This window comes from Rhizobium sp. BR 314, assembly GCF_047445805.1.
GTDB classification, from domain to species: domain Bacteria; phylum Pseudomonadota; class Alphaproteobacteria; order Rhizobiales; family Rhizobiaceae; genus Rhizobium; species Rhizobium lusitanum_B.
The window spans coordinates 196,574-222,317 of the sequence record NZ_JARWLA010000005.1; the positions used below are offsets into that span (position 1 = coordinate 196,574).

The 25,744-nt window shown below is 58.5% G+C and carries 22 protein-coding genes; 14 read left to right on the forward strand and 8 right to left on the reverse strand.

The features are described 5' to 3' along the window. Positions 1-138: 138 nt before the first annotated feature. The 3 genes from QD461_RS09625 to QD461_RS09635 form a co-directional block, all read right to left on the reverse strand. Entirely contained in the window at positions 139-1,233 is a 1,095-nt protein-coding gene (locus QD461_RS09625; RefSeq protein WP_414087534.1) for an amino acid ABC transporter permease, read from the reverse strand. Positions 1,234-1,235: 2 nt separating this feature from the next. Continuing rightward, positions 1,236-2,384 (reverse strand): amino acid ABC transporter permease, encoded by a 1,149-nt coding sequence (locus tag QD461_RS09630; RefSeq protein WP_414087535.1) that lies wholly within the window; start codon positions 2,382-2,384, stop codon positions 1,236-1,238. Positions 2,385-2,551: 167 nt separating this feature from the next. Continuing rightward, the gene (locus QD461_RS09635; protein ID WP_414087536.1) at positions 2,552-3,580 is read right to left on the reverse strand and encodes an amino acid ABC transporter substrate-binding protein; all 1,029 of its coding nucleotides are present in this window, start codon (positions 3,578-3,580) and stop codon (positions 2,552-2,554) included. Positions 3,581-4,072: 492 nt separating this feature from the next. Here QD461_RS09635 and QD461_RS09640 point away from each other — a divergent pair, with 492 nt between their 5' ends. The 7 genes from QD461_RS09640 (at position 4,073) to QD461_RS09670 (ending at position 11,129) form a co-directional block, all read left to right on the forward strand. After that, positions 4,073-4,843, forward strand: coding sequence for a GGDEF domain-containing protein (locus tag QD461_RS09640; protein WP_414087537.1), 771 nt, complete (start codon positions 4,073-4,075; stop codon positions 4,841-4,843). Positions 4,844-5,161: 318 nt separating this feature from the next. Further along, positions 5,162-5,434 (forward strand): hypothetical protein, encoded by a 273-nt coding sequence (locus tag QD461_RS09645; protein WP_184703588.1) that lies wholly within the window; start codon positions 5,162-5,164, stop codon positions 5,432-5,434. A 207-nt stretch (positions 5,435-5,641) separates the two neighbouring features. Then, positions 5,642-6,646 carry a LacI family DNA-binding transcriptional regulator gene (locus tag QD461_RS09650; RefSeq protein WP_414087538.1) on the forward strand — a complete coding sequence of 335 codons (1,005 nt, stop codon included), beginning with the start codon at positions 5,642-5,644 and terminating at the stop codon, positions 6,644-6,646. A 59-nt stretch (positions 6,647-6,705) separates the two neighbouring features. Continuing rightward, entirely contained in the window at positions 6,706-8,058 is a 1,353-nt protein-coding gene (locus tag QD461_RS09655) for an ABC transporter substrate-binding protein (RefSeq protein ID WP_414087539.1), read from the forward strand. 63 nt (positions 8,059-8,121) lie between these two features. Continuing rightward, the gene (locus tag QD461_RS09660; protein ID WP_414087540.1) at positions 8,122-9,066 is read left to right on the forward strand and encodes a carbohydrate ABC transporter permease; all 945 of its coding nucleotides are present in this window, start codon (positions 8,122-8,124) and stop codon (positions 9,064-9,066) included. Beyond that, positions 9,056-9,904 carry a carbohydrate ABC transporter permease gene (locus tag QD461_RS09665; protein WP_414087541.1) on the forward strand — a complete coding sequence of 283 codons (849 nt, stop codon included), beginning with the start codon at positions 9,056-9,058 and terminating at the stop codon, positions 9,902-9,904. The genes QD461_RS09660 and QD461_RS09665 overlap by 11 nt, the downstream gene beginning before the upstream one ends. Positions 9,905-9,932: 28 nt before the next feature. Continuing rightward, positions 9,933-11,129 (forward strand): glycoside hydrolase family 172 protein, encoded by a 1,197-nt coding sequence (locus QD461_RS09670; protein WP_414087542.1) that lies wholly within the window; start codon positions 9,933-9,935, stop codon positions 11,127-11,129. Between the two features lie 32 nt (positions 11,130-11,161). On the opposite strand, the gene QD461_RS09675 is transcribed toward QD461_RS09670, so the two are convergent. After that, entirely contained in the window at positions 11,162-13,486 is a 2,325-nt protein-coding gene (locus tag QD461_RS09675; RefSeq protein WP_414087656.1) for a transketolase-like TK C-terminal-containing protein, read from the reverse strand. Between the two features lie 214 nt (positions 13,487-13,700). Here QD461_RS09675 and QD461_RS09680 point away from each other — a divergent pair, with 214 nt between their 5' ends. Beyond that, positions 13,701-14,195 carry an Lrp/AsnC family transcriptional regulator gene (locus QD461_RS09680; protein ID WP_414087543.1) on the forward strand — a complete coding sequence of 165 codons (495 nt, stop codon included), beginning with the start codon at positions 13,701-13,703 and terminating at the stop codon, positions 14,193-14,195. Positions 14,196-14,259: 64 nt separating this feature from the next. Here QD461_RS09680 and QD461_RS09685 read toward each other — a convergent pair whose 3' ends face one another. Continuing rightward, entirely contained in the window at positions 14,260-14,700 is a 441-nt protein-coding gene (locus QD461_RS09685; protein WP_184703596.1) for an Lrp/AsnC family transcriptional regulator, read from the reverse strand. A gap of 159 nt (positions 14,701-14,859) precedes the next feature. Here QD461_RS09685 and QD461_RS09690 point away from each other — a divergent pair, with 159 nt between their 5' ends. The 6 genes from QD461_RS09690 (at position 14,860) to QD461_RS09715 (ending at position 22,462) form a co-directional block, all read left to right on the forward strand. After that, the gene (locus QD461_RS09690) at positions 14,860-17,907 is read left to right on the forward strand and encodes an aminotransferase class III-fold pyridoxal phosphate-dependent enzyme (RefSeq protein ID WP_414087544.1); all 3,048 of its coding nucleotides are present in this window, start codon (positions 14,860-14,862) and stop codon (positions 17,905-17,907) included. A 361-nt stretch (positions 17,908-18,268) separates the two neighbouring features. Beyond that, positions 18,269-19,057, forward strand: a complete 789-nt coding sequence (locus QD461_RS09695; RefSeq protein WP_414087545.1) for an ABC transporter substrate-binding protein — start codon at positions 18,269-18,271, stop codon at positions 19,055-19,057. A gap of 63 nt (positions 19,058-19,120) precedes the next feature. Continuing rightward, the gene (locus QD461_RS09700) at positions 19,121-19,768 is read left to right on the forward strand and encodes an amino acid ABC transporter permease (protein ID WP_414087546.1); all 648 of its coding nucleotides are present in this window, start codon (positions 19,121-19,123) and stop codon (positions 19,766-19,768) included. 10 nt (positions 19,769-19,778) lie between these two features. After that, on the forward strand, positions 19,779-20,438 hold the full coding sequence (locus tag QD461_RS09705; RefSeq protein ID WP_414087547.1) for an amino acid ABC transporter permease: 660 nt from the start codon (positions 19,779-19,781) through the stop codon (positions 20,436-20,438). Further along, positions 20,435-21,202, forward strand: a complete 768-nt coding sequence (locus QD461_RS09710) for an amino acid ABC transporter ATP-binding protein (RefSeq protein WP_414087548.1) — start codon at positions 20,435-20,437, stop codon at positions 21,200-21,202. The genes QD461_RS09705 and QD461_RS09710 overlap by 4 nt, the downstream gene beginning before the upstream one ends. Positions 21,203-21,328: 126 nt before the next feature. Continuing rightward, on the forward strand, positions 21,329-22,462 hold the full coding sequence (locus tag QD461_RS09715) for a gluconeogenesis factor YvcK family protein (RefSeq protein WP_414087549.1): 1,134 nt from the start codon (positions 21,329-21,331) through the stop codon (positions 22,460-22,462). 126 nt (positions 22,463-22,588) lie between these two features. On the opposite strand, the gene QD461_RS09720 is transcribed toward QD461_RS09715, so the two are convergent. From QD461_RS09720 to QD461_RS09730, 3 genes are read right to left on the reverse strand one after another with little or no spacing between them, the layout of a single operon-like run. After that, positions 22,589-23,653, reverse strand: coding sequence for a LacI family DNA-binding transcriptional regulator (locus QD461_RS09720; RefSeq protein ID WP_313206294.1), 1,065 nt, complete (start codon positions 23,651-23,653; stop codon positions 22,589-22,591). Continuing rightward, positions 23,619-24,611 (reverse strand): Gfo/Idh/MocA family protein, encoded by a 993-nt coding sequence (locus tag QD461_RS09725; RefSeq protein ID WP_414087550.1) that lies wholly within the window; start codon positions 24,609-24,611, stop codon positions 23,619-23,621. Before QD461_RS09725 ends, QD461_RS09720 begins: the two co-directional genes overlap by 35 nt. Continuing rightward, entirely contained in the window at positions 24,611-25,648 is a 1,038-nt protein-coding gene (locus QD461_RS09730) for a Gfo/Idh/MocA family protein (protein ID WP_414087551.1), read from the reverse strand. Before QD461_RS09730 ends, QD461_RS09725 begins: the two co-directional genes overlap by 1 nt. Positions 25,649-25,744 lie beyond the last annotated feature (96 nt).

The following is a 25,744-nucleotide window of genomic DNA, read 5'->3' on the forward strand; positions in this document are numbered from 1 at the left end:
AGAGCGTTTCCGCGCTTCAAAAAGGCGGAAGCACTTTAGACGATAGCGGAGCCCATCCTATTGATAGGCTCCGCCAAAATCTGGGTTGGAACGTAGGCCGGATAGTAGCTCGTTGCTGCTTTGAGCCTGCTGCTATCTTTAATCGTGCGTTGTCTTGAAATAGCGTTCCAGAAAGCGACTGTAGCTGCCCATCAACGCGCTGAAGGTAAAGTAGACGGCTGCAGCGAAGAGATAGCCTTCCAGTACAGCGATGCCTTGCCATGCAGGATCTCGCATCGCCGACCGGACTGTATCGAGAAAGTCGAGAAGACCGACGATGGTCACGAGCGTGGTGTCCTGGAAAAAGCCGATGAAGAGGCTGACCAGCGGAGGGATGACCTTCTTCATGGCTTGCGGCAGTACGATCTTGTACATGACAAGCCAATAATGGAGGCCAAGGGCCGATCCGGCTTCGCTCTGGCCTCTTGGAATATCCTGAAGACCCCCGCGGACGATCTCGGCGATATAGGCGGCGGCAAAGATGATGATGGCAACCTGCGCTCGGAGCAGCTTGTCGATCGTGACACCCTCCGGCATGAACAGAGGCAGCATCACCGTCGCCATGAAGAGAATGCTGATCAACGGAACGCCGCGGACGATCTCGATGAAGCCGACCGCAAGAATTCTGATGACGGGCAGGTCGGATATACGTGACAACGCCAGAAGGATGCCCAGAGGCAGGGCACAAGCAAGTCCGACGAAAGAGAGCAGGAACGAGAGCGGCAAACCTCCCCACTGGCTCGTCGGCACGGGTGGCAGACCGAAAGCGCCGCCAGCCATCAGAATATACAGCGTCGGCATCAGTACCAGGCACCATGCGCCGAGCAACGTTCTGCCCCAAAGCCAGGGCAGCATTGACACCAAGGCGCCGGCCATAAATAAAATCTGTGCCAAAAGCGGGCGCCACTGCTCCTCGTAAGGATAGAATCCGAAGAGCATGTAGCGCAGTTTCGTGGCGAGAAACGGCCAGCATGCCCCGGAACCGCTCTTGCAATCGGCAGGAGTGCCCGCAAATGTCGCATTGACCAGCAGCCAGTCGATTGCCAGCCTTCCCAGCATCAGCAAGGCGCCTGCGCAGGCAAGCGTGATCATGGTGTTGCCAGGCGTTCCGAACCAGGTCCGCATCCATTGCGTCTGCCTTTTGGGCGGCAGTTGCGGGGTAAACTCGGTCAGTCGAAGGTCGAGATCAGCCATTGTCAGCGCTCCTTCAACGCCATGCGGGCATTGTACCAGTTCATCAGAAGTGAAATTGCGATGGAAAGGCCGAGATAGACCCCCATGAACACAGCTATCGTTTCCATGGCCTGCCCGGTCTGGTTCATGATGGTATTGGACACCATAACGAGATCCGGATAGCCGATGGCAATTGCAAGCGAACTGTTCTTGAACACCGTCAGATAAATGTTGGTAAGCGGAGGGATCATGATCCGCAGCGCTTGGGGAAGGATGATCAAGCGCAGTGCGGTGCCGCGTGAAAGTCCAAGGGCTATGGAAGCTTCCCATTGCCCCTTATTGATAGCCTGAATACCAGCGCGCACGATCTCGGCAACGTTGGCCGATACGTTCAGCGCAAGGCCAACGAGAAGCGCGACGAATTCCGGTCGTATCTGAAGGCCGCCACTTAGGCGGAAGCGACCCTGCTGAGGAAGATCCCAACTCAGATTGATCCCGTATAGAAGCCAAACCAGTAGGAGTGGAGTGATAGATAGTGCAATTGCAATCAGCAAACCATGGTTCGATTGGCCGCTAGCAAGGCGGCGGCGCAAGGCCGAGCGATAGGACAGGAAGCCTATTACCAAGCCGGTGGCAACTGCGAGCAGCGGAACAGCGAAACCGTTAGCTGCCGATACTGCTGGAATAGCAAGTCCGCTATTGGAAAGATATACGCTTGGCGCAATTGCCAGAGCAGCGCGCACCGGCGGCAGAACATTTATGATAAGAGCATACCAGAATAACAGATAGAGCAGCAAAGGGACGTTGCGCATCACTTCGATGTAGGCAAGCATCACGTGCTGTAGCAACGGATTGTGTGACATGCGTCCGATGCCCACGAGCAAGCCGATCAAGGTGCCGAGGATGGCCGCCAGAACGGAAACCTTCATCGTATTTGCTACGCCGGCCAACAATGCGCGCGCGACGGTGTCTGTCGGCTCATAAGCGATCGCGGTCTCGCTGATAACGAATCCGGCCTGTCGTGACAGGTAACCGAAGCCGGTTGCAATATCCTGCTTGGCCAGGTTCTGACTGGCCGTCGTAAACATCGACCACGCGAGGATGACGACGAATACGACTGCCAGGCATTGATAGAATAGCGCGCGATACCGCACGTCATGAAGCAAAGCCATGCGTTCTTCCGGTACATTCGAGAGCGGGGGATGTCCCGTATTCGGTTTCCGAATACGGGATTGATTTCCTTAGAGCGTTTCCGACCGGCTTTGAGCCGTGAAACGCTCTATCGTCTTGGTTATACGCATTCCAGATGGAAAGCGGCTGTGCATCTTCCCGAGAAGGCTTAGCGGAAAGGCGGTGCGTAAAGCAGGCCCCCAGCATTCCAGGGCATGTTCGGGCCACGGGTCAGGCCGAGCTTGGTCTTTTCCCCGAGGTTGCGATCGAAGATCTCAGCATAGTTGCCGACCGACTTGATGATGTTGTAGCCCCATTTCTTGTCTAGCTTGAGCATCGGCCCGAGTTCGTCCGTCACGCCGAGCATGCGCTGGATTTCCTGGTCGTCGCTTTTCAGCTTTTCGTCGACATTGGCCTGGGTAATGCCCTTTTCTTCCGCTGCCATCACCATCCATTCGGACCAGGATACGATGTCGTGCCAGTTTGAATCATTTTGACGAACGGCAGGAGCAAGCGGCTCCTTCGAGATGGTCTCGGGAAGAATGACATAATCATTCGGGTTGTTGGCAACCGCACGGATTGAGGCGAGGTCTGATCGGTCGGACGAGATGGCTTCACAGCGGCCGCCGAAGAAGGCTGCGCGATTTTCGTCGGGGCTTTCGAACACGACCATCTCGAATTTGGCACCCTGCGCCTTGAAGAAATCGGTGAGGTTCTGCGCCGTGGTCGTTCCCGGCAGGGTGCAGATTGCAGCGTCCTTCAGTTCCTTGGCGCTGGTGATCCCCAGTGATTTCGGAACCATCAGGCCCTGACCGTCGAAGAACACATAAGGGCCGAAGTCGAGACCGAGCGATGCATCGCGAGAAAAGGTCAATGTCGTCTGCCGGGACAGAATATCGATTTCCCCGGACTGGAGCGCCTGGAAGCGCGTGTTGATATTCGTGGGAACGAACTCGACTTTGTCGCCGTTACCAAACACCGCAGCTGCGACGGCACGGCAGATATCGGCATCGAAGCCTTCCATCCGACCTTTGTCGTCAGGCGCTGCAAAGCCTGGATTGGCGATGGATACCCCACATACCACCTTGCCGCGCTGCCTGACCGTGTCGAGCGTATCGGCTCGAGAAATAGATGGTGCCAGCGTACCGAAGGTCGCGAACACGCAAGCGACGCCTGCCCACAAGATCTCACGTCTCATTAAATTCCTCCCATTTTCTCATTCGGTGCAACGCCGCGCTCCTCCGCTTGGCTTATTTTGCACACATGATTGTCTACAATAAAAGAATACCCATAACAACTACATGTTTCTAAATTGGCCGCTCATTGTCATGTGGTGCAGGTTTGGCGGCACTACAGGGCCAATCTGGCTGAATGCAAAAACTCTTGGATGCAAGAACGAGGCCAAACTGAATAATATTGTGTACAATATTTTGAGGCCGGCACTCTCAAACCTATGTCGAGCCTCGCAAGCGATCTGATCGGTTGCTCGAGCGTCGGATTGCTCATTGATAGGAGCGGCCAACAGGCCTTGCAGTTCGAAGCCGTCAAGCGGTTGTCATTGGCGGTGATGAAAACAGCTCGCGCGGGCGGCCTATCCGGCCTCGCCGGCGTGCAGGGTGCCGATACATAGGTTTTTACCCATTCATGTAGAGGATCTTAAGGAAATCGTCGCTATTGGACCTCAGTGCCAATGAACCGCCGGTCTTCTATGCGTGTTGTCCTGATCAAAGCCGTTCTGAGCGGTCTGCTGTCTCTTATGGCCTCGCTGGCGATCTGCTTTAGCATCGTTCCCCTTCTCGGCGGCCAGGTCGATGGTGCCGGCTTGCTGATGGCGATCATCTGTCCCCTGACGATCGCCATTCCAGTATCGGCTGTGCATTTTCATCAAGCGGAGAAGCTGCGGCGGGCCGAGGCTAGCGCTGCGAACGCATTGGTCCGATTGGCCAGGATCTATGAAGAGTTGCGCGTGCAGTCACGGTTGGACGGGCTGACCGGCATTCCCAATCGTCAGACCTTTCAGAAGGAACTGGCGGATATAAGCAAGATGGGCACGCCTGGAGGGCTGCTGTTTCTTGACCTTGATCATTTCAAGTCGATCAACGACCGATATGGGCATGCAATCGGTGACGAGGTGCTGCGAAAGGTTGGGCGGTTGCTAAGCAGCCGTTGCGGGCCGGGCGATCTGACCGGGCGTCTCGGAGGTGAGGAATTCGTGCTGTTCTTCGGCGACCTCGCCGTCGGAGATATGTTCGAACGCTGCGAGGAAATCAGGCTGGCTGTCGCGCGGCTGGATGTTCGGGCGTCGACGGGAGCGACTGTGCGCGTTTCAGTCAGTATCGGCGCGGTCTATTGCGAAGCAGGTTTCGATGCGGAAGGCTGCCTTGGTGACGCAGACAGGAACCTCTATGCGGCGAAAGCGGGCGGTCGAAATACCGTCGCGCTTGCTGGTTCGGACTTGTGACGGACTGAGGATTTGATCCTGAAAGCCAGGCGATGCCGCTTCAAATCCCTTGGCATCACCGGCATGTTCCGATCGCATCCAGCCGGCCCATCCTGTTGAAGCTTGCCAATCCCGTGTAAAACCGAAATGGCATGCCGATTTGGCTGTCCAATCGTGTATGTCTTGGGAAAATCCTCGTTGAGAGCAAGCAATGATTGCGGCTTGTCAGTCGATTGCATTTATGGTGGTGCCGAGGCTACAATTCTGAAAGTTGTGTGCCGACGGGTTTGGTGAGGCATGATGAGTGGCATTCTGAAGCTGGTTGGGGCTGGCGCCTTTATGGTGCTGCTGGCCAGCGGTGCGTTAAATGGATGGCCGCTTGATACAGAGCGTCAGGCGGATGGCTTGCAGAAGCAGATGACCGATTGCGATCGCAATATCGACGTTTTGATGCGCTTTCGAAATGGCGAAGCCGGAACGGAAAAGCTGGATCGCAAGGTGGTTGAGGGCAGAGTCAAGACATGCCTCGGCGAACTCAAAAACTACTTCTATGTTACGGTCGCCAGAACAAAGCTCAAGGCGAGAGGTGTTTCCACCTTTTCCGGCTTTTAGTCTGGATCCCGGCATTGCTGCAAAGTCACGGAGCACGAGATGCTCTGGCCTGGGATGCAGCAACAGCTAGCGCTGCGAGACAACCTGCCATCTGAAATGAAGTCTGGCATTGCTTTCCAGCGCATGCGTGTTCATCAGCCGATCTTACGTGTAAATCGATTTGCAAAACTATTTGCAAATCGATTCATAATCTCCTAGCTTGCCCGTATGACCACGATCGCCAAAGTTGCTAAGCATGCGGGAGTGTCGCCGACCACTGTGTCGCATGTGTTGAATCATGCCGATCGGGTCTCGGCGGATCTGCGCAAGCGCGTGCTGGAAGCGATCGCCGAGCTGGGTTACGTGCCGAACCCGATGGCGCAAAGCCTTCGGACGGGCCGTACCAATCTTGTCGCCATGCTGATCCCGGATATTCGCAACCCGTTCTATCCGGAAATGGTCCAGGCCGCGCAGTCCGATCTTGAAGCTCTCGGGCTCGACCTGTTGATCTTCAACACCGACGTTCCAGGCGGGCACTCGCAGGAGCACGGCGAGCACTATCTCCGCCAGATCCGCAACCGCCGGATCGACGGGCTGATTGTCGGTGATTTCGCGCTGCACGGCATGCATGACGCACTTCTCGAAATAGACCTTCCGACCGTGTTCATCGGCGATCTACCCAATCAGGCCGTCGACAGCGTTAAGATCGATGACTTCGGCGGCGGTTACCAAATGGGAGCCTATCTGGCCAAGAAGGGGCATCGCCGGATAGCGCATCTGACCGGCCCTTCGTTCTTTGCCGAAGCCATGGCGCGCGCTGCCGGTTTCGAACAGGGGCTGCGCGACAATGGCGTCGAGCCGCTGGCTGAGTTGCGGCGCGAGGGAAGCTATCTCGGCCCGTCAGGCGAGGAGGCGGTGGATTGGCTTCTTGCGACACATCGCGATGATCTGCCATCGGTGATCTTCTTTGGAAATTACCTGATGGCAGCAGGTGCGCTCGCCGCCTTCTTCGATCGCGGCGTCAGCGTGCCCAAGGATATCGGCGTTGCCGTCTTCGGCGATCAGCCGCAGCTGGAATATGTGCGGCCGCGGATCACCAGGGTCGGCAACACGCCATCGCTGTTAGCTCATCGTGCCACCGAGTTGCTGCTCGAAAGGCTCTCCGGAGCCTATGCGGGGCCGCCGCGCTCCGAAGTCATTCCGTGCAATCTGCACGCCTTCGATACCGCATGATTTGACTGATGCCACGCGGGGGGAGCTGTCGTGGCGCGTTGATAAAATGGGAGGTAGTCATGACAGGTAAGGACAAGTCTATTGCCGCAATCACCCGGCGTGGCGTGCTTAAGGCCGGCGCCACCATTGCAATCGGGGGTGCTGCCGGATTGAGCGGATTTCCATATTTGAACCGCATGGCGGTTCGGGCACAAAGCGCGCCGCTGAAGTTCTGGCAGTTCTACGCGCCGGGCGGCGCGGTGCAGAGCCAGGTCGACTGGTTCGAAAGGGCCGTGGCCGCCTGGAACGATAGCCATCCGCAGAAGGTCGAGCTCGAATATGTGCCCAATGCGGAATACATAAACGGCCCAAAGCTTGCGACCGCCTTCGCCTCAGGCGAAGGGCCGGATGTCTTCCTCATCTCGCCGGGCGATTTCCTGCGTTATTACAATGGCGGTGTCCTGCAGGATCTGACGCCGCATATCGACGCCAAGGCTGATTTCCCCGAAAGCGTAATCGCCAACCGGATGGTCGACGGCAAGATCTACGGCATTCCGATGGAAGTCGAGCCGATGGCGATGTACTACTCCGTTAAAGCCTTCGAAGAGGCGAAGCTGAATGAGAATGATGTCCCCAAAACGTGGGCGGAATTGCTCGAACTCGCCAAAAAGCTGACGACGCCGAAGCGCTTCGGCGTGCTGTTTGAGACCCAGCCGGGCTACTATCAAAACTTCACTTGGTATCCCTTCCTCTGGCAAGGCGGCGGCGAATTCCAGACGAAGGACGGCAAGAGCGCCTTCGATTCACCCGCCACGGTACAGGCGCTGAAACTCTGGCAGGATGCGATCAACTCGGGCGCCGCCCCACGGCAGGTCATGGGCACTGGCGCAAATGACACCGTCGCCAATCTTGCTTCGGGTTACTGCGCTATCCAGAATGTCGGCATCTGGGGTATCTCGCAACTGCAGAGCAATGCCAAGGATTTCAAGTATGGCGTCTTTCGCCTGCCGACGCCGTCCAAAGGCAAGTATGTCACTGTTGGCGGTGGCTGGGCTTTCGTGGCCAATGCGAAAGGCAAAAATCCGGATGCAGCTGCACAGTTTTGCGCCTGGGCGCTTGCTTCGAAGGACGCGGCTTCTGTTCAGCGGGTGGCCGACTGGTGCACCAAGGGCAAGTCCGACATGCCGCCACGCGAAAGCGCGCTTGCCGCAGGCGGTGACGCGTTCAAGACAGGCATGATCGGCAAGTTTGCCGCTGACGTTCACCCAGGTACGCGCGCTGAGCCGCGCCTGCCACCGGAGGTCTACAAGATCATCTCCGATGCGATCCAGCAGACACAACTCGGTGGTGCCGATCCGCAGGCGACCGCGACCTCTGCCTCGCAGCAGCTCGACGCATTTCTTGGCTCCTATGGCGGCGCACCAATCCTCTAGGAGGAACCGCCGACCGCCGTGGCAATCGGCTTCGGCGGCTGCTTCCTATTTCGGGATGAGATCATGACGACAATTGTGGATGTAGCGGAAAACCGTGTCAACGGAGAGTGCAAAGGGCTTTCCGCTCGCCATCGTGAATGGATTGCAGGATATCTTTTCGTGCTGCCTGACGCACTTGGCCTCTTCCTTTTCCTCGGCGTGCCGATGCTTCTGTCGCTGGTGTTGAGCGTCTATGAAGTCAACGGATTTGGCGCTTACAATTTCGTCGGCGCCAAGAACTATATCCGCATTTGGCATGACCCGTTGTTCTGGAAGGGGGCGAGGGTGACGGCCCTCTATGCTGTCATGCTCGTGCCCTCCCTCTTTGTCGCTGGCCTGGGGCTGGCGCTTCTCGTGCAGCAGACCAATCGCTTCAATGCCGTCATCCGCTCAATGTTTTTCGCGCCGAACATGGTGAGCCTCGTGGTCGTCGCCCTCGTCTGGCAATTCATGGTCATCGACAAGATCGGGGTCGTCGGCCAAACGATGGCGAGCCTCGGTCTCAACTCGATTTCCTTCCTTGGCGATCCGAATTTCGCGTTGATCACTGTCGTCCTCGTCAGTGTCTGGTTCCTGATGGGCTTCTACATGCTGATCTTCCTGGGTGGCCTGCAGGACATTCCAAAGGAATATTACGAGGCGGCGATGATCGACGGTGCCGGGTCGGTGAAGCGCTTCCGGTACATCACGCTGCCGCTTCTGAAGCCTACCAGCTTTTTCGTTCTCATGGTGTCGATGGTCGCTGCCGTGGCCGGTGCGCAGGCCTTCGACATCATCTACGTCATGACCAAAGGCGGTCCGGCAAATTCAACGGCCGTACTGATTGTCTACATCTATCAGCAGGCATTTTCCTTCGGCGCGTTCGGCTACGCTGCGGCGATGTCATCGATCCTGGTGATTGCGCTCATGGCTGTTACCGCCATTTTCTTTGCCGTCACGCGCGGAGGGCGTTTCGACCATGCGGAATGATCCATCCAATACCTACGTCGCGCGATCGCAGGTAACGCTGGTGCGGTGTCTGTGGATGCTCATCGCTGCCATATTGGCGCTGATGACACTTTTCCCATTGCTCTGGATGGTCTCTATCGCCTTTAAGCCGGCAACTGAATCTTTTTCATCGGCGCTCATCCCAGAAGCGCCGACGTTTGATAATTTCATCTACGTGCTGACCGGCGTACCGTTTATTCGCTATATGCTAAATAGCTTCTTCGTCTCGGCAACAGTGACAGTTGTAGCTCTATTCTTCCACACCATGGCTGGATATGCACTTGCGCGACTGCGGTTTCCCGGGCGGGAAATTATCTTCCTCGCGATATTTTCAACCTTCCTTGTCTCGCTGCCTGTCGTGATTGTGCCGCTCTTCATCATTGTCAAGGCGATGGGCATGATCAATTCCTATGCGGGACTGATCGTGCCGGCGATCTTCAATGCTTTCGGTATCTTCCTGCTGCGACAATATTATCTCTCATTACCGCGCGAGATAGAGGAGGCTGCGGTGATCGATGGTGCCAGCTATTGGCGCATCTATTGGAGCATCATCCTGCCTTTGAGTCGCCCGATGATGTCGGCTCTCGCCATTTTGTTCTTCCTTGCCAACTGGAATTCTTTCCTCTGGCCGCTCACCATCACCTCCAATCCCAACCTCTGGATGGTGCAGGTCGGTATCGCCAACTTCAAAAGCCAATATTCGGCATCCTGGAACTACATGATGGCCGCCTCCACCATCGTCGCCATTCCTACCCTCATCCTCTTCGTGATTTTCCAGCGTCAGATCATGGATTCGCTGAAGACCAGCGGCCTGAAATAGCCGCCTTCATCCAAGACAGGAGACCTTCATGAACAATCTCGGCCTTTCACCCCTGCGCGGGCTGGCAAAACTGCGCGAGGCAAAAACGCGACGGTTTTCGAGTTACGATCGTACCGGCGGCAATGATGATCGTTTCCACATCGAGCCGGGCAAGACCGAGGTGATCGCCGAACACAAAGGGGCGGGCATCATCACTCATATCTGGGCGACGCTTGCCTGCGAGAGCGAGAGCTTCCTGCGCAAGATCGTACTTCGCGCCTATTGGGATGGTGAGACGGAACCCAGCATTGAAACCCCGATCGGTGATTTCTTCGGTATGGGTCATGGCCGCACCGCAAATTATGCCAGCCTGCCGATGCAGGCGAGCCCGGAGGACGGCAAGGCGTTCAACTGCTATTTTCCGATGCCGTTCGGATCGCACATGAAGCTGACAGTGACGAACGAGGCCGAGCACGACCTGCTGTTTTACTATTATGTCGATCTTGAACTACACGAAAAGCTGGAAGAGGGAATGGGCCGCTTCCATGCACAATACCGGCAATCGCGGCCGCAGGGCATGAGCGATGTAGGCCTTACCAATGAGGAATATCTCTTCGGCGGCGAGAATGTCGACGGCAAGGAGAATTACACGATCTTGGAGGCCGAGGGTCGGGGCCACTATGTCGGCGTTCTCTACAGCGTCTATTCGCGGCGCCGCTCCGATGTATGGGACTGGTATGGTGAGGGCGATGACATGATCTTCATCGACGGCGAGCAAGGGCTTTCCGTGCCTGATACGGTGCGGAAGCCCGATCCGCGCATTGGGCCGAAAGCGGCTTTGATCGATCCTCGGGCTGAGACCTCACCCGGCGCCAATGACGCCTGGCCACCGACGCTGCACGGAACCGGGACGGAGGATTATTTCAACACGGCGTGGTGCCCGACGCAGGAATATTGCGCACCCTATCACGGCATCATCGCCGCCGGCGGCCCGAACTGGACCGAGCCGGTGACGCTATACCGCTGGCATATCGAGGATCCGGCCATTTTTCAGGAGCATATTCGGGTGACGATCGAGCATGGCCACGCCAACCGCCGTTCCGACGATATTTCCTCGGTCGCCTTCTGGTATCAGGCCGAGCCGCATAAGCCGTTCGGTGCCCTTCCAGGCGTTACCGAGCGCGTTCCGACTTTTCGCCGGCCGTTCAAGGAGATGGACATCGCCCTGAAAAGAGCCAGGGGGTGATCCCGGCTGATTTCACGGGCGTCGGCACAGCGTCAGGCTGCGCTTACTCCGAACGGCACGGCGGCTTCGCTGCGCGTCAGGGCTTCGGCTGTTTCGATAATGGCGTGCGTGTCGATGCCGAAATGCGCATAGAGGTCGGCGATCGTGCCGGTCTGACCGAAATGCTCGACGCCGAGCGACACGGTTTTATGACCATGAACCGAGCCGAGCCAACCAAGCGTTGCCGGGTGGCCGTCTGTAACGGTGATCAGGTTGGCCACGCGGGAAACATCGCCGAGCACCGCTTCGATGTGGCTGTGGGCGCGGAGATGCCCGTGGCGACGGGCACGTTGCGCCGCTGTCCAGCCGGCATTCAGTCGATCGGCGGAGGTGACAGCCAACACTGCTACGTCGCCATAGGCTTCGGCCATGCTCCCTGCCGCCATCAATACCTCCGGCGCGACGCAGCCCTGATAGGCAAGCACGATGCGGGTGCGGGCGGAAGGCTTGCGCAGCCAGTAGGCTCCGTCGATCACACCCTGCCGGAAGGCGTCGTCCTCGCGCCGCAGGGCTATCTGCTCCAACGGCCTCGTCGTCAGGCGCAGATAGATCGAGCCGCCGGTTTCGTCGCGAAGCCAGGTGCGCGGATCGTGTGTCGCGTCGCCATCACGCTGCATGTAGTCGAACGCCCAGTCCATGATGACGGACAATTCGTCGAGATAGGCCGGTTCGAAGCTTGCCAATCCGTCCTGGCTCATGCCGATGAGCTGTGATCCGATTGATTGATGCGCGCCGCCTTCGGGTGCGAGCGTTACGCCCGACGGCGTGCCGACGATCATGAAGCGTGCGTCCTGATAGCAGGCATAGTTCAGCGCATCAAGGCCGCGGGCCACGAACGGGTCGTAGACGGTACCGATCGGCAACAGCCGCTCGCCGAATAGTGAGTGCGAGAGGCCGGCGGCCCCGAGCAGCAAGAAGAGGTTCATCTCGGCAATGCCGAGCTCGATATGCTGGCCGGCCGGGCCGAACTCCCATTTCTGCGTTGAGGGAACGCGCTCGTCGCGGAATGTGTCGGGCAATTGTTCGCGGGCAAAAAGACCTCGGCGGTTGACCCAGGGGCCGAGATTGGTCGAGACCGTGACATCGGGTGCGGTCGTGACGATGCGTGCGGAAATAGGATCGTCACGTTGCGCCAGCGCGTCGAGAATCTTGCCGAAGCCGGCCTGCGTCGACAATTCGCGATCATCGAGGAAAATTGGCCCGACCGACGGCAGCGTGGGCGCGCTGAAGCGCCGCCTGCCTTCGGCGAAGAAGGGAACAGTCTTTAGGAAGTTGTGCACCCGCTCGGGCGAGCGGATCGCGCCGAATTTCTCCCATTCCTCCCCATGCTTGACCCCGATGCGGGCCTGGAAGGATTCCATCTGTGCCTTGGTCATCAGGCCGGCATGATTGTCCTTGTGGCCCGCCAGTGGCGTGCCCCAGCCCTTGATCGTGTAGGCCAGGAACACCGTGGGCCGGTCATGGTCGATGCTTTCAAAAGTGCGGGTCAGCGTCTCGATGCAATGGCCGCCGAGATTATTCATGAGGTCTGAGAGTTGCTCATCGCTTCGCGCTGCAAGAAGCTCGGTAACTCCGGCTTCGCCGCCGATTTCGTCGCTGAGCCGCTTGCGCCATGCGCCGCCGCCCTGGAAGGTCAGCGCGGAATAGAGCTGGTTCGGGCAACGGTCGATCCAGCCGCGCAGCGCCTCGCCGCCGGGCTCCTTGAAAGCGGACTGCTGGAGTGCGCCATATTTCAGCACCTTCACATCCCAGCCGAAGGCGGTGAAGATGCCCTCGATACGCTGCCACAGTCCCTCGCGCACCACGCCATCGAGGCTCTGGCGGTTATAGTCGATCACCCACCAGGTGTTACGCAGATCGTGCTTCCAGCCTTCCTGCAGGCATTCATAGATATTTCCCTCGTCCAGTTCGGCATCGCCCACCAGGGCGATCATCCGCCCCGCCGGGCGATCCTTCGACCACGACTTGGCGGCGATATAGTCCTGCACGATCGAAGCAAAGGCGGTAATCGCAACGCCGAGGCCGACGGAGCCGGTGGAAAAATCGACGTCGTCGATGTCCTTGGTGCGGCTCGGATAGGACTGCGCGCCGCCGAAGCCACGGAAATTCTGTAGCTTTTCCTGCGTCTGATTGCCCATCAGATACTGGATACCGTGGAAGACGGGCGAGGCATGCGGCTTGACGGCGACGCGATCCTCCGGCCGCAAGACATGGAAGTAGAGCGCCGTCATGATCGAGACCAGAGACGCGGACGAGGCCTGGTGCCCACCGACCTTCACCTCGCCCTTTTCGCGCAGATGATTGGCATTGTGGATCATCCAGCATGCGTGCCAAAGAGCCTGGCGCTCCAAATCCTTCAGGCATTCCAGCTTTGCTGGCGTCAAGGACGCTCCCCTCATCGTCGACTCTCTCCCTCATGTGCGACTTTTCCGAAATGCTACACCTGAATTCGAGGTAAAATTGGTCTCAGTTGACCAAATCTTGGGAAAATGCGAAATTTCCTTTCGAAAAATGATCAGTTAACGGTTAAACATGCCTATACCAAAACCTTCGCTCGATACCGCCACCATTCGAATTCTCGATCTGTTGCAGCAGAATGCCGAAATGAGCATTTCCGAACTAGCGGAAGCGACCGGCCTTTCGGCCTCGCCCTGCTGGCGGCGTGTCAACGATCTGAAGGAGAGTGGCGTCATCAAAGGGTCGGTGGCGCTGGTCGATGCGCCAGCGCTTGGACTGGCGGTCAACGTCTTCGTACAGGTCTCGCTAAAGCAGCAGGACCGGGAATCGCTCGACGTGTTCAACGCCGCCATCAAGACCAAACCGGAAATCGTCGAGTGCTATCTTATGACGGGGGAGGCAGACTATATGCTGCGGGTCGTGGTCGAGGACCTGATGAAGTTCCAGGCGCTCGTCGTCGATTTCCTTACCCGCATTCCGGGCGTTGCCAATATCCGCTCAAGCTTCGCGCTCAGCCAGATCAAATATACGACGGCGCTGCCGACCGACCATCTGAAGAGCAAATCGTAGCGCGTTGAAACTAGGTAGCTGTGCCGATTTCATTCAGGGAAAATGACAGCTGAGATTATTCGGATTATCGCGACTCGCGGTCGATATCCCGCCTCAGCACCACCGCGGTTGTGATGTCTTCAACGGTCTCGTGGCTGGCGATCAAGTCGCGAACCTGGTTGAGGTCGTTGATCGATGCCGCCTCCAGTTCGACGACCAGATCGAGCTGACCGCTCACCGACGAAACGCGCTTTACCTCGGTGTGTCGTGCGAGCAGGTCAAGTAGGTGGAGCGCCGGTGTGCGCTTGAGGCTGACGAGAAGGATCGCGCGAATGACGTTCGCGTCGATCTCGCCAATGTCGGCGCGATAGCCTCGGATGACGCCGCTGCGCTCGAGGTTGGTAACGCGTTCGCTCGTTGCGCTTCTCGACAGGCCGATCCGCCCGGCCAGGGCTTTGACCGCGATACGTGCTTCCCTCGACAGGATTTCGAGTATTTCCCGATCTTTGGCGTCAAGGTCACGCATGGTCTTCTCGCTTTGAGGCCGGACATCTGTCGGCATATTCCGACAGTGTGCCGGTTCTATCCGACAGGATACTTGCTTGATCCGGCAGGATACTTGATGCCTGAAAACCGATTGCGTGCCAAGCTATCGGAAAGAAAATAGCTTGGAAAAACAACAACTATGACTGATCTCTCCCATCCGGCTCCTCAACTGTCCGCAGGCGATGCCGAGAGGCTCGCCAAGGAAATATTCGGCGTCACGGCCAAGGCCTCGCCGCTCGACAGCGAGCGCGACCGCAACTATCGATTGAAGACGGAGGCCGATGCCGGCTGGATCCTGAAGATCGTCAACTCCAGCGAACCGAGGATCGAAAGCGAGTTTCAGACTGCTCTTCTCAATCATCTTGCCGCCGCCAATTCGGAGCTTGTGGTTCCGCATCTGAAGCCCAGTCTCTCCGGCGACTTTCTGGCTTCCACGACGGCTCCGAATGGCGAGACCCATGCCTTGCGTCTGGTCGGCTGGCTGGCCGGGACGCCGCTTGCCGAGGTCGGCAGAACGATCGATTTGATGCGCAGCCTCGGCCGGTCGCTTGGTGAACTTGACCGGGCGCTCCAGGGCTTCATTCATCCGGGCGCCCTGCGCGAGCTTGACTGGGATCTGCGTCATGCGGCGCGGGCACGGTCTCGCCTGCATTTTGTCCGCGACGGCGCCAGGCGGGCGATCCTCGAACGCTTTATCGCGCGCTTTGAAACTCTCGTCGAGCCCAAGCTCTCGCGGTTGCGCGCGCAGGTCATCCACAATGATGCCAACGACTGGAATGTGCTGGTCGACGAGCACAACAATCAGAGAATTTCGGGTGTTATCGATTTCGGCGATGCCGTCCACACCGTTCTCGTCGCCGAAGTGGCCATTGCCTGCGCCTACTCGATCCTGGATATGGAGGATCCGATCGGTGCGGCTGCGGCTCTCGCCGCCGGATTCCATGAGAAATATCCGCTGCAGTCCGAAGAGATCGACATCCTGTACGACCTCATCGCTATGCGTCTGGTGACGAGCGTCACCTTCTCCGCTTCCCGTCACGACCAGACCGACGACAATCCCTATCTGGCGATCAGCGAAGCGCCGGCATGGCGTCTGCTTGAGAAGATGGATGCCATGAATCCGCGCTTTGCCACTGCCGTTTTGCGCAAGGCATGCGGCTTCGATGCAGTCGACGGAGCCGGCGCGGTCCGCCGTTGGATCGCCGACAACAGCAAGAGCTTTGCCGATATCGTCCGCCCGGCGGCCGCCACGATGAGCAAGGCGATCGTCCCTTATGGCGACGCGTCGCATGTCATGACCGTGGCATCGGCGGAACAACGCCCACAGGAAGCGACCAAATGGTGGACGGACTTTGCCAAGCAGCACAAGATAGAACTCGGCGTCGGTTCCTGGGGTGAGAAGAGAACCGTTTATACGGACAAGGCCTTTGAATCGCGGTTCATCGAGGGCAAGCGACGCATCCATCATCTCGGCGTCGACCTGTTCATGCCCGCCGGAACGCCGCTTTACACTCCGGTGGCAGGTATTGTCAGAAGTGTCGAGATCGAACACGAACCGCTTGGCTATGGCGGCCTCATCGCGCTCGAACATGCCCCCGAAGGCTGCCCGACCTTCGTCACGCTTTGGGGTCACATGGCGCATGAAGCGCTCGGCCGACTGAAGCCCGGCCAACGCCTGGAAGCCGGTGATCTCGTCGGCGATATGGGCGATATTCATGAGAACGGCGGCTGGACTCCTCATCTGCACTTCCAGATTTCGACCGACACCGCGCTGACGGCGACAGAGATTCTGGGCGTCGGTGAATCCGCCTATCTCGACGTCTGGGCCGAACTTTTCCCGGACGCGTCGGCTCTAGCCGGCCTGCCACCCGAAACTTTCACTCATGATGGTCGGACGAGAGAGGAATTGATCGCCAAGCGCAAGGAATTGCTGCTGCCCAATCTTTCCATCTCCTATTCCGAGCCGATCAAGTTCGTCCGCGGCGATGGTGTCTGGCTGATCGACAATTACGGCAGGGCCTATCTCGATTGCTTCAACAACGTCTGCCATCTCGGACACGCGCATCCCGATGTCGTCGAAGCACTGTCCCGTCAGGCCGGGCTGCTCAATACCAATACACGCTACCTGCACGATAACATCGTCGAGTATGCGGAGCGCCTGACCGCGACATTGCCTGAGGGCTTGTCGGTTGCGTCCTTTGCCTGCTCGGGGAGCGAGGCTAACAGCCTGATGCTTCGCATGGCGCGCAATCATACCGGGCGCAACGACGCGATCGTCGTCGACTGGGCCTATCATGGCACGACGCAGGAGCTGATCGATCTCAGTCCGTACAAGTACAAGCGCAAGGGCGGCAAGGGACGTCCGGAGCATGTGCATGAAGCGGTCATTCCGGATAGCTATCGTGCTCTGGAGGAGTGGCCGGCCGAAGAACATGGCAAGCGTTTTGCCGAAAGCGTTGCCGAACTGATCGAAAGCATGCGCAAGAAGGGGCGGGCTCCCGCATTCTTCATGGCTGAATCGATCCCGAGTGTTGCCGGTCAGGTCTTCTTTCCCGATGGATATCTGAAGGAAGTCTATGCCATGGTGCGTTCGGCGGGCGGTCTTTGCCTTGCTGACGAAGTGCAGGTCGGTTTCGGCCGTGTCGGCAGCCATTGGTGGGCTTTCGAAACCCAGGGCGTGGTTCCAGACGTTGTGTCCATGGGCAAGCCGATCGGAAACGGCCATCCCATGTCGGCGATCGTTACGACACGCGAGCTTGCGGACAGCTTCAACAACGGCATGGAGTATTTCAACACCTTTGCCGGCAATCCGGTATCGTGCGCCGTAGGGTTGGCGGTTCTTGACGTGATCGAGCGGGACAAGTTGCGCGAGAATGCCTTCAATGTCGGCAACTATCTGCTTGATGGTTTCCGCAAGATGCAGGATCGCCTCGACATCATCGGCGACGTGCGCGGCCTTGGCCTCTTCCTCGGGATGGAGCTGGTCACCGACCGCAGGACAAAGGTGCCTGCAACGGATCTCGCGCGAAAGATCAATGACGGCGCGAGAGAGCGCGGCATCCTGATGGGAACCGAAGGGCCGCACGACAACGTCCTGAAGATGCGCCCATCCATGATCTTCAGCCAGGCAAACGCCGATCATCTGCTCGATGTTCTGAGTGCAAGCTTCGAAGCCGCACTGAGATAGTTTGTAGCACATCGGCAGGCCATCAAAAAGACCGCACCCCCGCTCCAGCAATGGTCGGGGGTGCGGCCTTTTACGTTTCAGGTGGCCAAGCGCAGATCTTGTCGCTACCGCCTCGGCCGTGTGATCGGCTGCATCGAAACATGTGGGGACCTTCATTTTGCGCGGCCTATCTCGTCTGCTCTCGGCTGACGATGGCACCGCGAAAATCACCGGCCGACACAATGCCGGTCAGTTCCGGCAATGTGTCAGGTACGCTGACACCTTGCTTGGTGCTTGCCAAAAATGGCTATGCAAAACTCTGATGGTGAAGGTTGCTGGGAAACCGACAAAACGAAACAAAATACCAACAGAGGAAACTGACGTGTTCAAACACAAGCTTACAAATCTGATCGCTGCGGCGGCCGTTGCGATCACGGCGACATTTTCCCTATCGCATGCTCGTGCTGACGAGTTGGCGACGCTGAAGCAGTCGGGCGAACTGCGCGTCGCCATGAGCGGCCAGTATCCGCCGTTCAGCTTCACGAACGATCAGAACCAGGTCGTCGGTTTCGACGCGTCGATCGGCGAGGCCATTGCCGAGCGTCTGGGCGTCAAGGCCAAAATCATCACGACGCCCTTTGACGGGATCATCGCAGGCCTCCTGGCGAAAAAGTACGACGCCGTCGTCGCGTCGATGACCATCACGCCGGAGCGCGAAAAGGCCGTAGACTTCGTCGGCCCTTACTATCACGCTGGCAGAGCGATCGTGGTAAAGGCAGATTCCTCCATCCAGAAGCTGGAAGACCTCAACGGCAAGATCGTCGGCGTCACGCTCGGCGACGCGCATGAAAAGTGGGCGAAGGCCCAGGGCAATCTGACGGTCCGCTCCTATAAGGGTCTTCCCGAAATGCTCGTCGATCTCGACGCCGGCCGCATCAACGCTCTCGTGATGGACAGCGTTCCGGTCATGGTCGCCGTCAAGGAAACCGGCCAGAAGATCCGCATTCTCGATACGCCGAACATCGAAGGCGGCCGAGTCGCTCTTGGTATCGCGATCCGCAAGAACAATCCGGAACTCAAGGCAAAGATGCAGAAGGTTCTCGAGGACATGCTCGCCGACGGTGCCTATGAAAAGATCTCGATGAAATGGATCGGTAGCGATATTCGCTAACCAGCATTTCAGCTTGGGCCGGAGTGATCCGGCCCATTCATTACGAGTTTTCGGAGCGTTTCTATGGATTTGGCGCTAATGCAGCGCGTCCTCCCGTTTTTTCTGGAGGCCGCGTGGGTGACATTGAGTATTTCCGTCCTCGCTATCCTGCTTGGTTTCTGCATCGCAGTCGTCTTGGTGGCGGGTCGGCTGTCGGATTTCTTCGTCGCTCGATGGTTTTCGCGGGCTTATGTCAGTGTGTTTCGGGGTACGCCCTGTCTCGTGCAACTGTTCGTCCTTTATTTCGGCGGCCCGCAAATCGGGCTGGAACTTGAGCCTTATTCGGCCGGCGTCATTGGCCTTGCCCTCAACATCGGCGCCTACATGGCAGAGTCCATTCGCGGCGCCATCATCAATGTCGATCGCGGGCAGGCGGAAGCAGCGCGTTCGATCGGTTTCGGTCGCGGCCAAACGCTGTGGCTGGTGACCCTGCCGCAGGCGGCGCGCCTGATGATCAGGCCGCTCGGCGTGAATGCCGTTGCCTTGATCAAGGGATCGGCTCTGGTATCGACGATTTCGGTTATCGAACTCACCTACACTGCTCAGCGCTTTATCAGCTCGACCTACAAGCCCTTCGAAATCTTTACCGTGTCCGCCGCGATTTACATCGTGATGGTCTACGCGGTTCGGTTCCTCGTCGATCGCCTCGATCAGCATTTCGCGCCAAGGTGAGGATGCCCATATGCAAAATCTCGATTTCAGCGTCGTAACGCCCTATTTCGGTCTTCTGATGACCGGTCTCTGGTGGACGCTTATCATGTTCGTCTGTTCGAGTGTGGTCAGCCTTGTGTTCGGCATCGCCTTTGCGCTGATCGTCCTCTACGCCCCGCCGATCGCAGCCTTTCCCATACGGTTCCTCACCTGGCTTTTCATGGGAACGCCGCTCCTGCTGCAATTGTACCTGATCTACTACGGACTCGTGCAGATCGGCATCGATATTCCCGCTGTTGGCGCAGGCATCATTGGTCTCAGCCTGCATTTCGCCGTCTACAACGCCGATGTCTTCCGCGCCGGCATCCTGTCGGTCGATTCCGGCCAGATGGAAGGTGCGCGCTCGATCGGCCTCAGCCGCGGCCAGGCTCAACGCTACATCATCGTGCCACAGGCGCTACGCAAGACGATAGCGCCGATTGGCAACAATCTGATCGTGCTGCTCAAGGACACCTCGCTTGTTTCGATCATCGGTATCGCCGAGCTCGTCTACAGCGCGCAGATCGCCATCAGCGAAACCTATACGCCCTTCGAATTTTATCTAACCATTGCAGGTATTTACTACGTGGCAAACCTCGTCCTCGAAGCCGGATTGCAATTTCTTGAAAACAAGGTGGAGATGTCCCGATGAGCGCCGCTAAGCCCATGGTAGAAGTCAAGGGTGCCCGCAAGGCATATGGGGCGCTCGAAGTGCTCAAAGGGATCGATCTGTCGGTCTCGCGCGGGCAGATCATCGCAATCATCGGCCCGAGCGGTTCGGGCAAAAGCACGCTTCTGCGGTCGATCAATCATCTCGAAGTGCTGAACGGCGGCGAGGTCTGGCTCGATGGCGAGTTGGTCAATCGTCGGCTGAAGGGAAATGCATTCGAACGGCACATCAACGCCGTGCGCCAGCAAATGGGCATGGTGTTCCAGCATTTCAATCTGTTTCCGCATCTGACCGTCCTTGAGAATATCACGCTCGGCCCCGTCAAGCTCAAGGGCCTTTCGAAGCCGGCCGCGCGGGAACTGGCGGTGGGGCTGCTGTCCAAGGTCGGGCTTGCCGACAAGATCGACGCCTATCCGTCACGGCTTTCCGGCGGCCAGAAGCAACGAGTCGCGATCGCGCGTGCTCTGGCCATGCAGCCGAAGGTGATGCTCTTCGACGAAGCGACATCGGCCCTGGACCCAGAGCTGGTCGACGAGGTCAATGCCGTTATGAAACAGCTTGCCGCCGAGCACATGACGATGCTGATCGTCACCCACGAAATGCGCTTTGCCGGCGAAGTGGCCGATCGCATCGTCTTCATGGATGGCGGCGTGGTCGTCGAGGAAGGCGCGCCGCAACAGATCCTGCAGAACCCGAGCCATGAAAGAACCCGGTCGTTCCTGAAAAAGCACCTTCATGATCGATAGGATGCATCCGGCCTGATCGGCTTGGAAATGCATTTATATCACCCATGTCAGGATTTGTGACGATCCGCTCTCTTTTGCGGATCGTTGCCGCACGATATTCTCCGCTTTAGATTTATAGGAGTGGGCATGAAGAAGATCGTCTTGTTTTCCGGTGGGAGCGCGTGTCGTTCGATCAACATCGCTTTGTGCCAAAGCGGTGTCGAGGTCACACGCATCGTGCCCGCCTGGGACAGCGGCGGAAGTTCCAAGGTCATTCGCGAGCGATTGGGCATCCTCTCCGTCGGCGACATCCGCCAGGCGCTGATGACGATGGCCCATGGAGAGGGATGTGCCGGCGATGTGGTGAAGATCTGCAATGCGCGGATCTCGGCCAACCTCGGTCTCGATGACGCCCGGAAGGAGTTCCTGTTCTATGCCAAGCGCGGCCATCCGCTGCTCGAGAGAATGGAGCCGGGCCTGCGCAGCGCGATCCTGAACTATCTCAATACGTTCGCTTCGGCTGTCGGCGACGATTTCGATTTCAGGCATGGCAGCATCGGGAACTTCATTTTGACCGGCGCTTGCCTTGCGCATAACGGCGATGTCAACACGGCAATCTTCGTGTTTAGAAAGCTATGTGGCATCAACGGCAATGTTTGGCCCTCCTCGATCGATAGTGATCTCGTGCTGTCGGCGACGTTGAAAGATGGAAGGACAGTGGTTCCGCAGGATGCGATCACGACCATGTCCGAACCAGAGGCCCGGATCGGGGTCGCTAAACTCGACCTCAGTCGCACGAGCGGTGAGCGGCCAACCGCAAACTCGGCTGTTCTCGACGCAATAGCGCAGGCTGACCTCATCGCCTTCGGGCCGGGCAGCGTCTATACGAGCGTCATCCCGCATCTTCTGGTGGATGATGTCGTCGCAGCTGTCGAACGGGCCAACTGTCCGAAAGTGCTCATCGGCAATATTCTGCAGTGCCGTGAGACGATCGGCCTGACGTTGGCGGATGTGTCATCGGCGTTCGATTTTCACTGGCGCGACCACGGTGGATCGTCGGGCCTGTTTTCTCACATTCTGGCAAACCGCGTGCTCTTTCCCTTCGAAAAGACGGTTGGCAGATTCCCCTATCTCACGGACGGTTTGTCCGAAACGCCTGCCTATCTGCTCATTCGGGATGAGTTCGAGGATGCCTGGAGCCGCGGTCAGCATGACGGCGAAGCGATTGCTGCAAGCCTGCTGAAGATCATGGCAAGCGGCAACGAGGCTGGCCGGGCATGAGGTGAGCGGATAGGCTCCATTGCCGATGTCTATTCCGAAGCTTGACTATCCCCGTCGCATCTTTGCGCGCGACTTTGCCAAGACGTGAGCAACGTTAAAGGCCGTTAAAATGGGCGCGCAGCGGCGTTACGAGCGGTCTCGATCCTTGGCATCACCAGCAGGAGCCGGGCCAGCAGTGTCGCGGAGTATGAAGCGCGCGCCCAGAACGACCTTCATGTCCTGCGAACCGTCCCTGTGTTCGATGGCGTCGCAGAGAAGCTTCAACGCATGCCGTCCGGCCTCCTGCGAAAGACCGCTCAAGGTCGAAAGCGCTGGGTAGGTCATGGCAGGCAGCGCGTCGTCGCATCCGATGAGGCTGATATCCCTGGGAACATCTATGCCGAGGGCCGAGAGCCGTGCATGCGCTCCCTGGGCCGTCAGATCGTCGAACGCCAGGATTGCCGTCACGCCCGCCGCGACGGCTTCCTCGGCGGCCGCTTCGCCGCCCTCGAAGCTCGGTTCGGATAGGGGGATGATCGAAAGGCGCATGTCCGTCCGGCGGCATGCCTCGGTCGCCGCCTCCATACGCTGCTGATTGGACCAGGATTCCTTTGGGCCTGAGAGATATGCAATGTGGCGGTGGCCGTTTTCGGCCAGGAAACCGACGGCTTCCATCACAGCCGCCTGCGTATCGATCAACACGCGCGGCAGACCGGCCATATCGCGATTGATCAGCGTGATGGGGTGGCGCGCGGCATGGATCTTCACTTGCGCCTCGCTCAGGCGGGTCGACGCCAGGATGATTCCGTCGGTCTGTCCGGCAAGCCGCTCGAAGAGCGTGTTTTCCCGCGCACCGCTCTCGCCCGAGGAACCGAGAAACAGGCAGAGCCCCAGCGCGTCTGCCTGGCTCTGGATCGCCTTGATGAGCGGCGGAAAGAACGGATTGGCGATATCGGGCACCAGCAGGCCGATATTGCCTGTCCGGCCCGTCGACAGCGCGCGCGCCATATTGTTTGGCCGATAACCGATCTCCTCGGCGATCGCGAGGATCTGCGCAACGGTCTTCGGATTAAGCAGGTCGGGCCGGCTGAACGCGCGCGACACTGTCGAGCGGGACGTATTGGCGCGTTCGGCAATCTCATCCAGCGTCGGCTTTACCCTCGTCTTCGGATCCCTTTTACCAGCGATAGTCGTGCCCTCCCTCTTCGGCACTCGCGGCGGCAAGGGCCGCGATGCAGCTTGCCAGAAGAGCCTCTGCGGTCGAAACCTGCAAGGGTGCTTTGCCCGTCAGCGCGTCGAGGGCGTCGTCCGCCGGGCCGATAGGGGCGGGCAGATCAGGTTCCCAAAGGCTCCGGCTGTCGGTCTCGACAAGAAGACGGCCTTCGCCGAAAAGAATATCCATTCGCCCGCGCGTGCCGATGAGGCGCATGGCGTAATCGCCGTGCCTTGCTGCGGCCTCAGGCTGCCTCCAATCCATGTCGATCACAGCCTGCAAACCAGTCTCCAATGTCAGCAGCGCACGGCCGGCCAGGGCAAATCCCGCGTGCTTCTCCGGGCAAGCGGGGCTCTTCCAGCCGCTGACACGGCCCGAGCGCGCGCCCGTCAGCCATAGGACAAGATCGATGTCGTGAACAGCCAGATCGTTCACGATGCTGCCATAGAGTGAGGGGTCGAAAAACCAGGCTGGCCGCGCCGACGGCAGCAGCTTGTGCGGGCCTGTGGAGGTGATGGCGACCAGATCGCCGATCTCACCGCCAAGGAAAAGTTCGCGCGCCTTTCGTGTGACGGGATAGAAGCGCTTCTCCAGCATCAGCGCCACACGGTTGCGGCCGCCGTCGGCCTTGGCGATCCTTTCCACCTCCTCGACGGTCAGAGCCAAAGGCTTGTCGGCGATGACAAAAAGTCCTCGCTCAAGGCAGGCTTCGATCAGCCCGGCACGAAGTCCTGGTTCGGCAATCACCGCAGCCGCATCGATATCATGCCGCGCAAGCAGCGACGTCATATCGGCATAACCGGGAACGCCAAGCTTGGCGCCATAGCTGGCCCGCCGTGCCACATCGTGATCGGCAAGAGCAACCAGTTCGACGTCCGAGCGTGTGGCGAGGGCGTCGGTCACATAGCTGATATGGCCATGGGCGGCGCCTAGGATCGCAAGCTTCTTGACGGACATCACGCGCCTCCGATCTCATTCATCGCGACTCGCCGGCCGGTTTCGGCCGAGCGATAGATGGCGGTAATCACGCGCACAGCTTCAAGCCCGTCGCGGAAGGTGATCCGCGCGGGGCGCTTGTCGAAAATGGCATCCCTGACATCCTCCCATTGGTCGACATGGCCGCGAATGCCGATGCTAACCTGGCTTCCAGCCCCGCTTTTGATCGAGGAATCCGCGGTGGCCGGCAAAGGTTGGTCGGGAAAGCTCCAATCGACGACATCGGTGTGATTGAGCGCTACATGCCCTTGATCGGTGAACAGCATGAGTGCTGCAGGCCGGCCGGGAGGTGTTGCCGTGCTGGTGATGAGCGTGCCGCGAGCGCCGTTTTCGAAGAGCAGAAGTGCCTGGCAGAAATCCTCGCTGCCACCGGCGCGTCCGGCCATGTTCGTCGCCTCTGCCGTGACGCTGGCAACGGGGCCGAAAAGCCAAAGCATCAGGTCGAGCGTGTGAATGCCCTGGTTGAAGAGCGATCCTCCGCCTTGCGCATCAAGCTTACGCCATGGTTTTTCATCGTAATATGCGTCGGCGCGATGCCAGTAGACCTGACCTTCAATGGCGATAGGCCGGCCGAGTTCGCCTGCATGCAGGCGGCGATGAATGTCCTGATGCTGCGCTTCCAGCCGTCGCTGGGACATGGTCGAGCACACGAGATCGGCGGCGAGGGAGCGGTGATAGAGATCGATTGCCTCTTCGAGGTCGACCGCGAGCGGCTTTTCGACGACGACATGCAAGCCCTTATCGAGCGCGGCGCGGGCGGGGGCATAGTGGGAGCCGCTCGGGGTCGCAATCACCACGACATCCAGATCGGCATTGTCGATCATGGTCGATGCATCGGCGAAGAATTGCACATTTGCCGGCGTTCCGAACGCTGCCAGCTCCTCTGCTGTTCCTCCGGCAACGGCGGTCAGCTCCACCCCGTCCGTGGCGGCGATCGCATCCCGGTGAACCCTGCCGATCGTTCCTGGCCCGACCAATCCGACTTTGATTGCCGTCACATCTATCTCCTTTGGTGTCCGCTCTGTTGCTTATTTATGCAACCGCTTTCATGGAAATTGCAAGGGCATTTAAGTGATAGCAGTACAAATGTCGCG

Excerpts from the sequence above, each read along its gene's own strand:
- QD461_RS09635 (WP_414087536.1), bottom strand. The coding sequence starts at position 3,580 with ATGAGACGTGAGATCTTGTGGGCAGGCGTCGCTTGCGTGTTCGCGACC.
- QD461_RS09640 (WP_414087537.1), top strand. The coding sequence starts at position 4,073 with ATGAACCGCCGGTCTTCTATGCGTGTTGTCCTGATCAAAGCCGTTCTG.
- QD461_RS09630 (WP_414087535.1), bottom strand. The coding sequence starts at position 2,384 with ATGGCTTTGCTTCATGACGTGCGGTATCGCGCGCTATTCTATCAATGC.
- QD461_RS09645 (WP_184703588.1), top strand. The coding sequence starts at position 5,162 with ATGGTGCTGCTGGCCAGCGGTGCGTTAAATGGATGGCCGCTTGATACA.
- QD461_RS09725 (WP_414087550.1), bottom strand. The coding sequence starts at position 24,611 with ATGTCCGTCAAGAAGCTTGCGATCCTAGGCGCCGCCCATGGCCATATC.
- QD461_RS09685 (WP_184703596.1), bottom strand. The coding sequence starts at position 14,700 with ATGCGTGACCTTGACGCCAAAGATCGGGAAATACTCGAAATCCTGTCG.
- QD461_RS09660 (WP_414087540.1), top strand. The coding sequence starts at position 8,122 with ATGACGACAATTGTGGATGTAGCGGAAAACCGTGTCAACGGAGAGTGC.
- QD461_RS09665 (WP_414087541.1), top strand. The coding sequence starts at position 9,056 with ATGCGGAATGATCCATCCAATACCTACGTCGCGCGATCGCAGGTAACG.
- QD461_RS09680 (WP_414087543.1), top strand. The coding sequence starts at position 13,701 with ATGCCTATACCAAAACCTTCGCTCGATACCGCCACCATTCGAATTCTC.
- QD461_RS09710 (WP_414087548.1), top strand. The coding sequence starts at position 20,435 with ATGAGCGCCGCTAAGCCCATGGTAGAAGTCAAGGGTGCCCGCAAGGCA.
- QD461_RS09715 (WP_414087549.1), top strand. The coding sequence starts at position 21,329 with ATGAAGAAGATCGTCTTGTTTTCCGGTGGGAGCGCGTGTCGTTCGATC.
- QD461_RS09670 (WP_414087542.1), top strand. The coding sequence starts at position 9,933 with ATGAACAATCTCGGCCTTTCACCCCTGCGCGGGCTGGCAAAACTGCGC.
- QD461_RS09650 (WP_414087538.1), top strand. The coding sequence starts at position 5,642 with ATGACCACGATCGCCAAAGTTGCTAAGCATGCGGGAGTGTCGCCGACC.
- QD461_RS09705 (WP_414087547.1), top strand. The coding sequence starts at position 19,779 with ATGCAAAATCTCGATTTCAGCGTCGTAACGCCCTATTTCGGTCTTCTG.
- QD461_RS09700 (WP_414087546.1), top strand. The coding sequence starts at position 19,121 with ATGGATTTGGCGCTAATGCAGCGCGTCCTCCCGTTTTTTCTGGAGGCC.
- QD461_RS09690 (WP_414087544.1), top strand. The coding sequence starts at position 14,860 with ATGACTGATCTCTCCCATCCGGCTCCTCAACTGTCCGCAGGCGATGCC.
- QD461_RS09625 (WP_414087534.1), bottom strand. The coding sequence starts at position 1,233 with ATGGCTGATCTCGACCTTCGACTGACCGAGTTTACCCCGCAACTGCCG.
- QD461_RS09655 (WP_414087539.1), top strand. The coding sequence starts at position 6,706 with ATGACAGGTAAGGACAAGTCTATTGCCGCAATCACCCGGCGTGGCGTG.
- QD461_RS09675 (WP_414087656.1), bottom strand. The coding sequence starts at position 13,486 with ATGATCCACAATGCCAATCATCTGCGCGAAAAGGGCGAGGTGAAGGTC.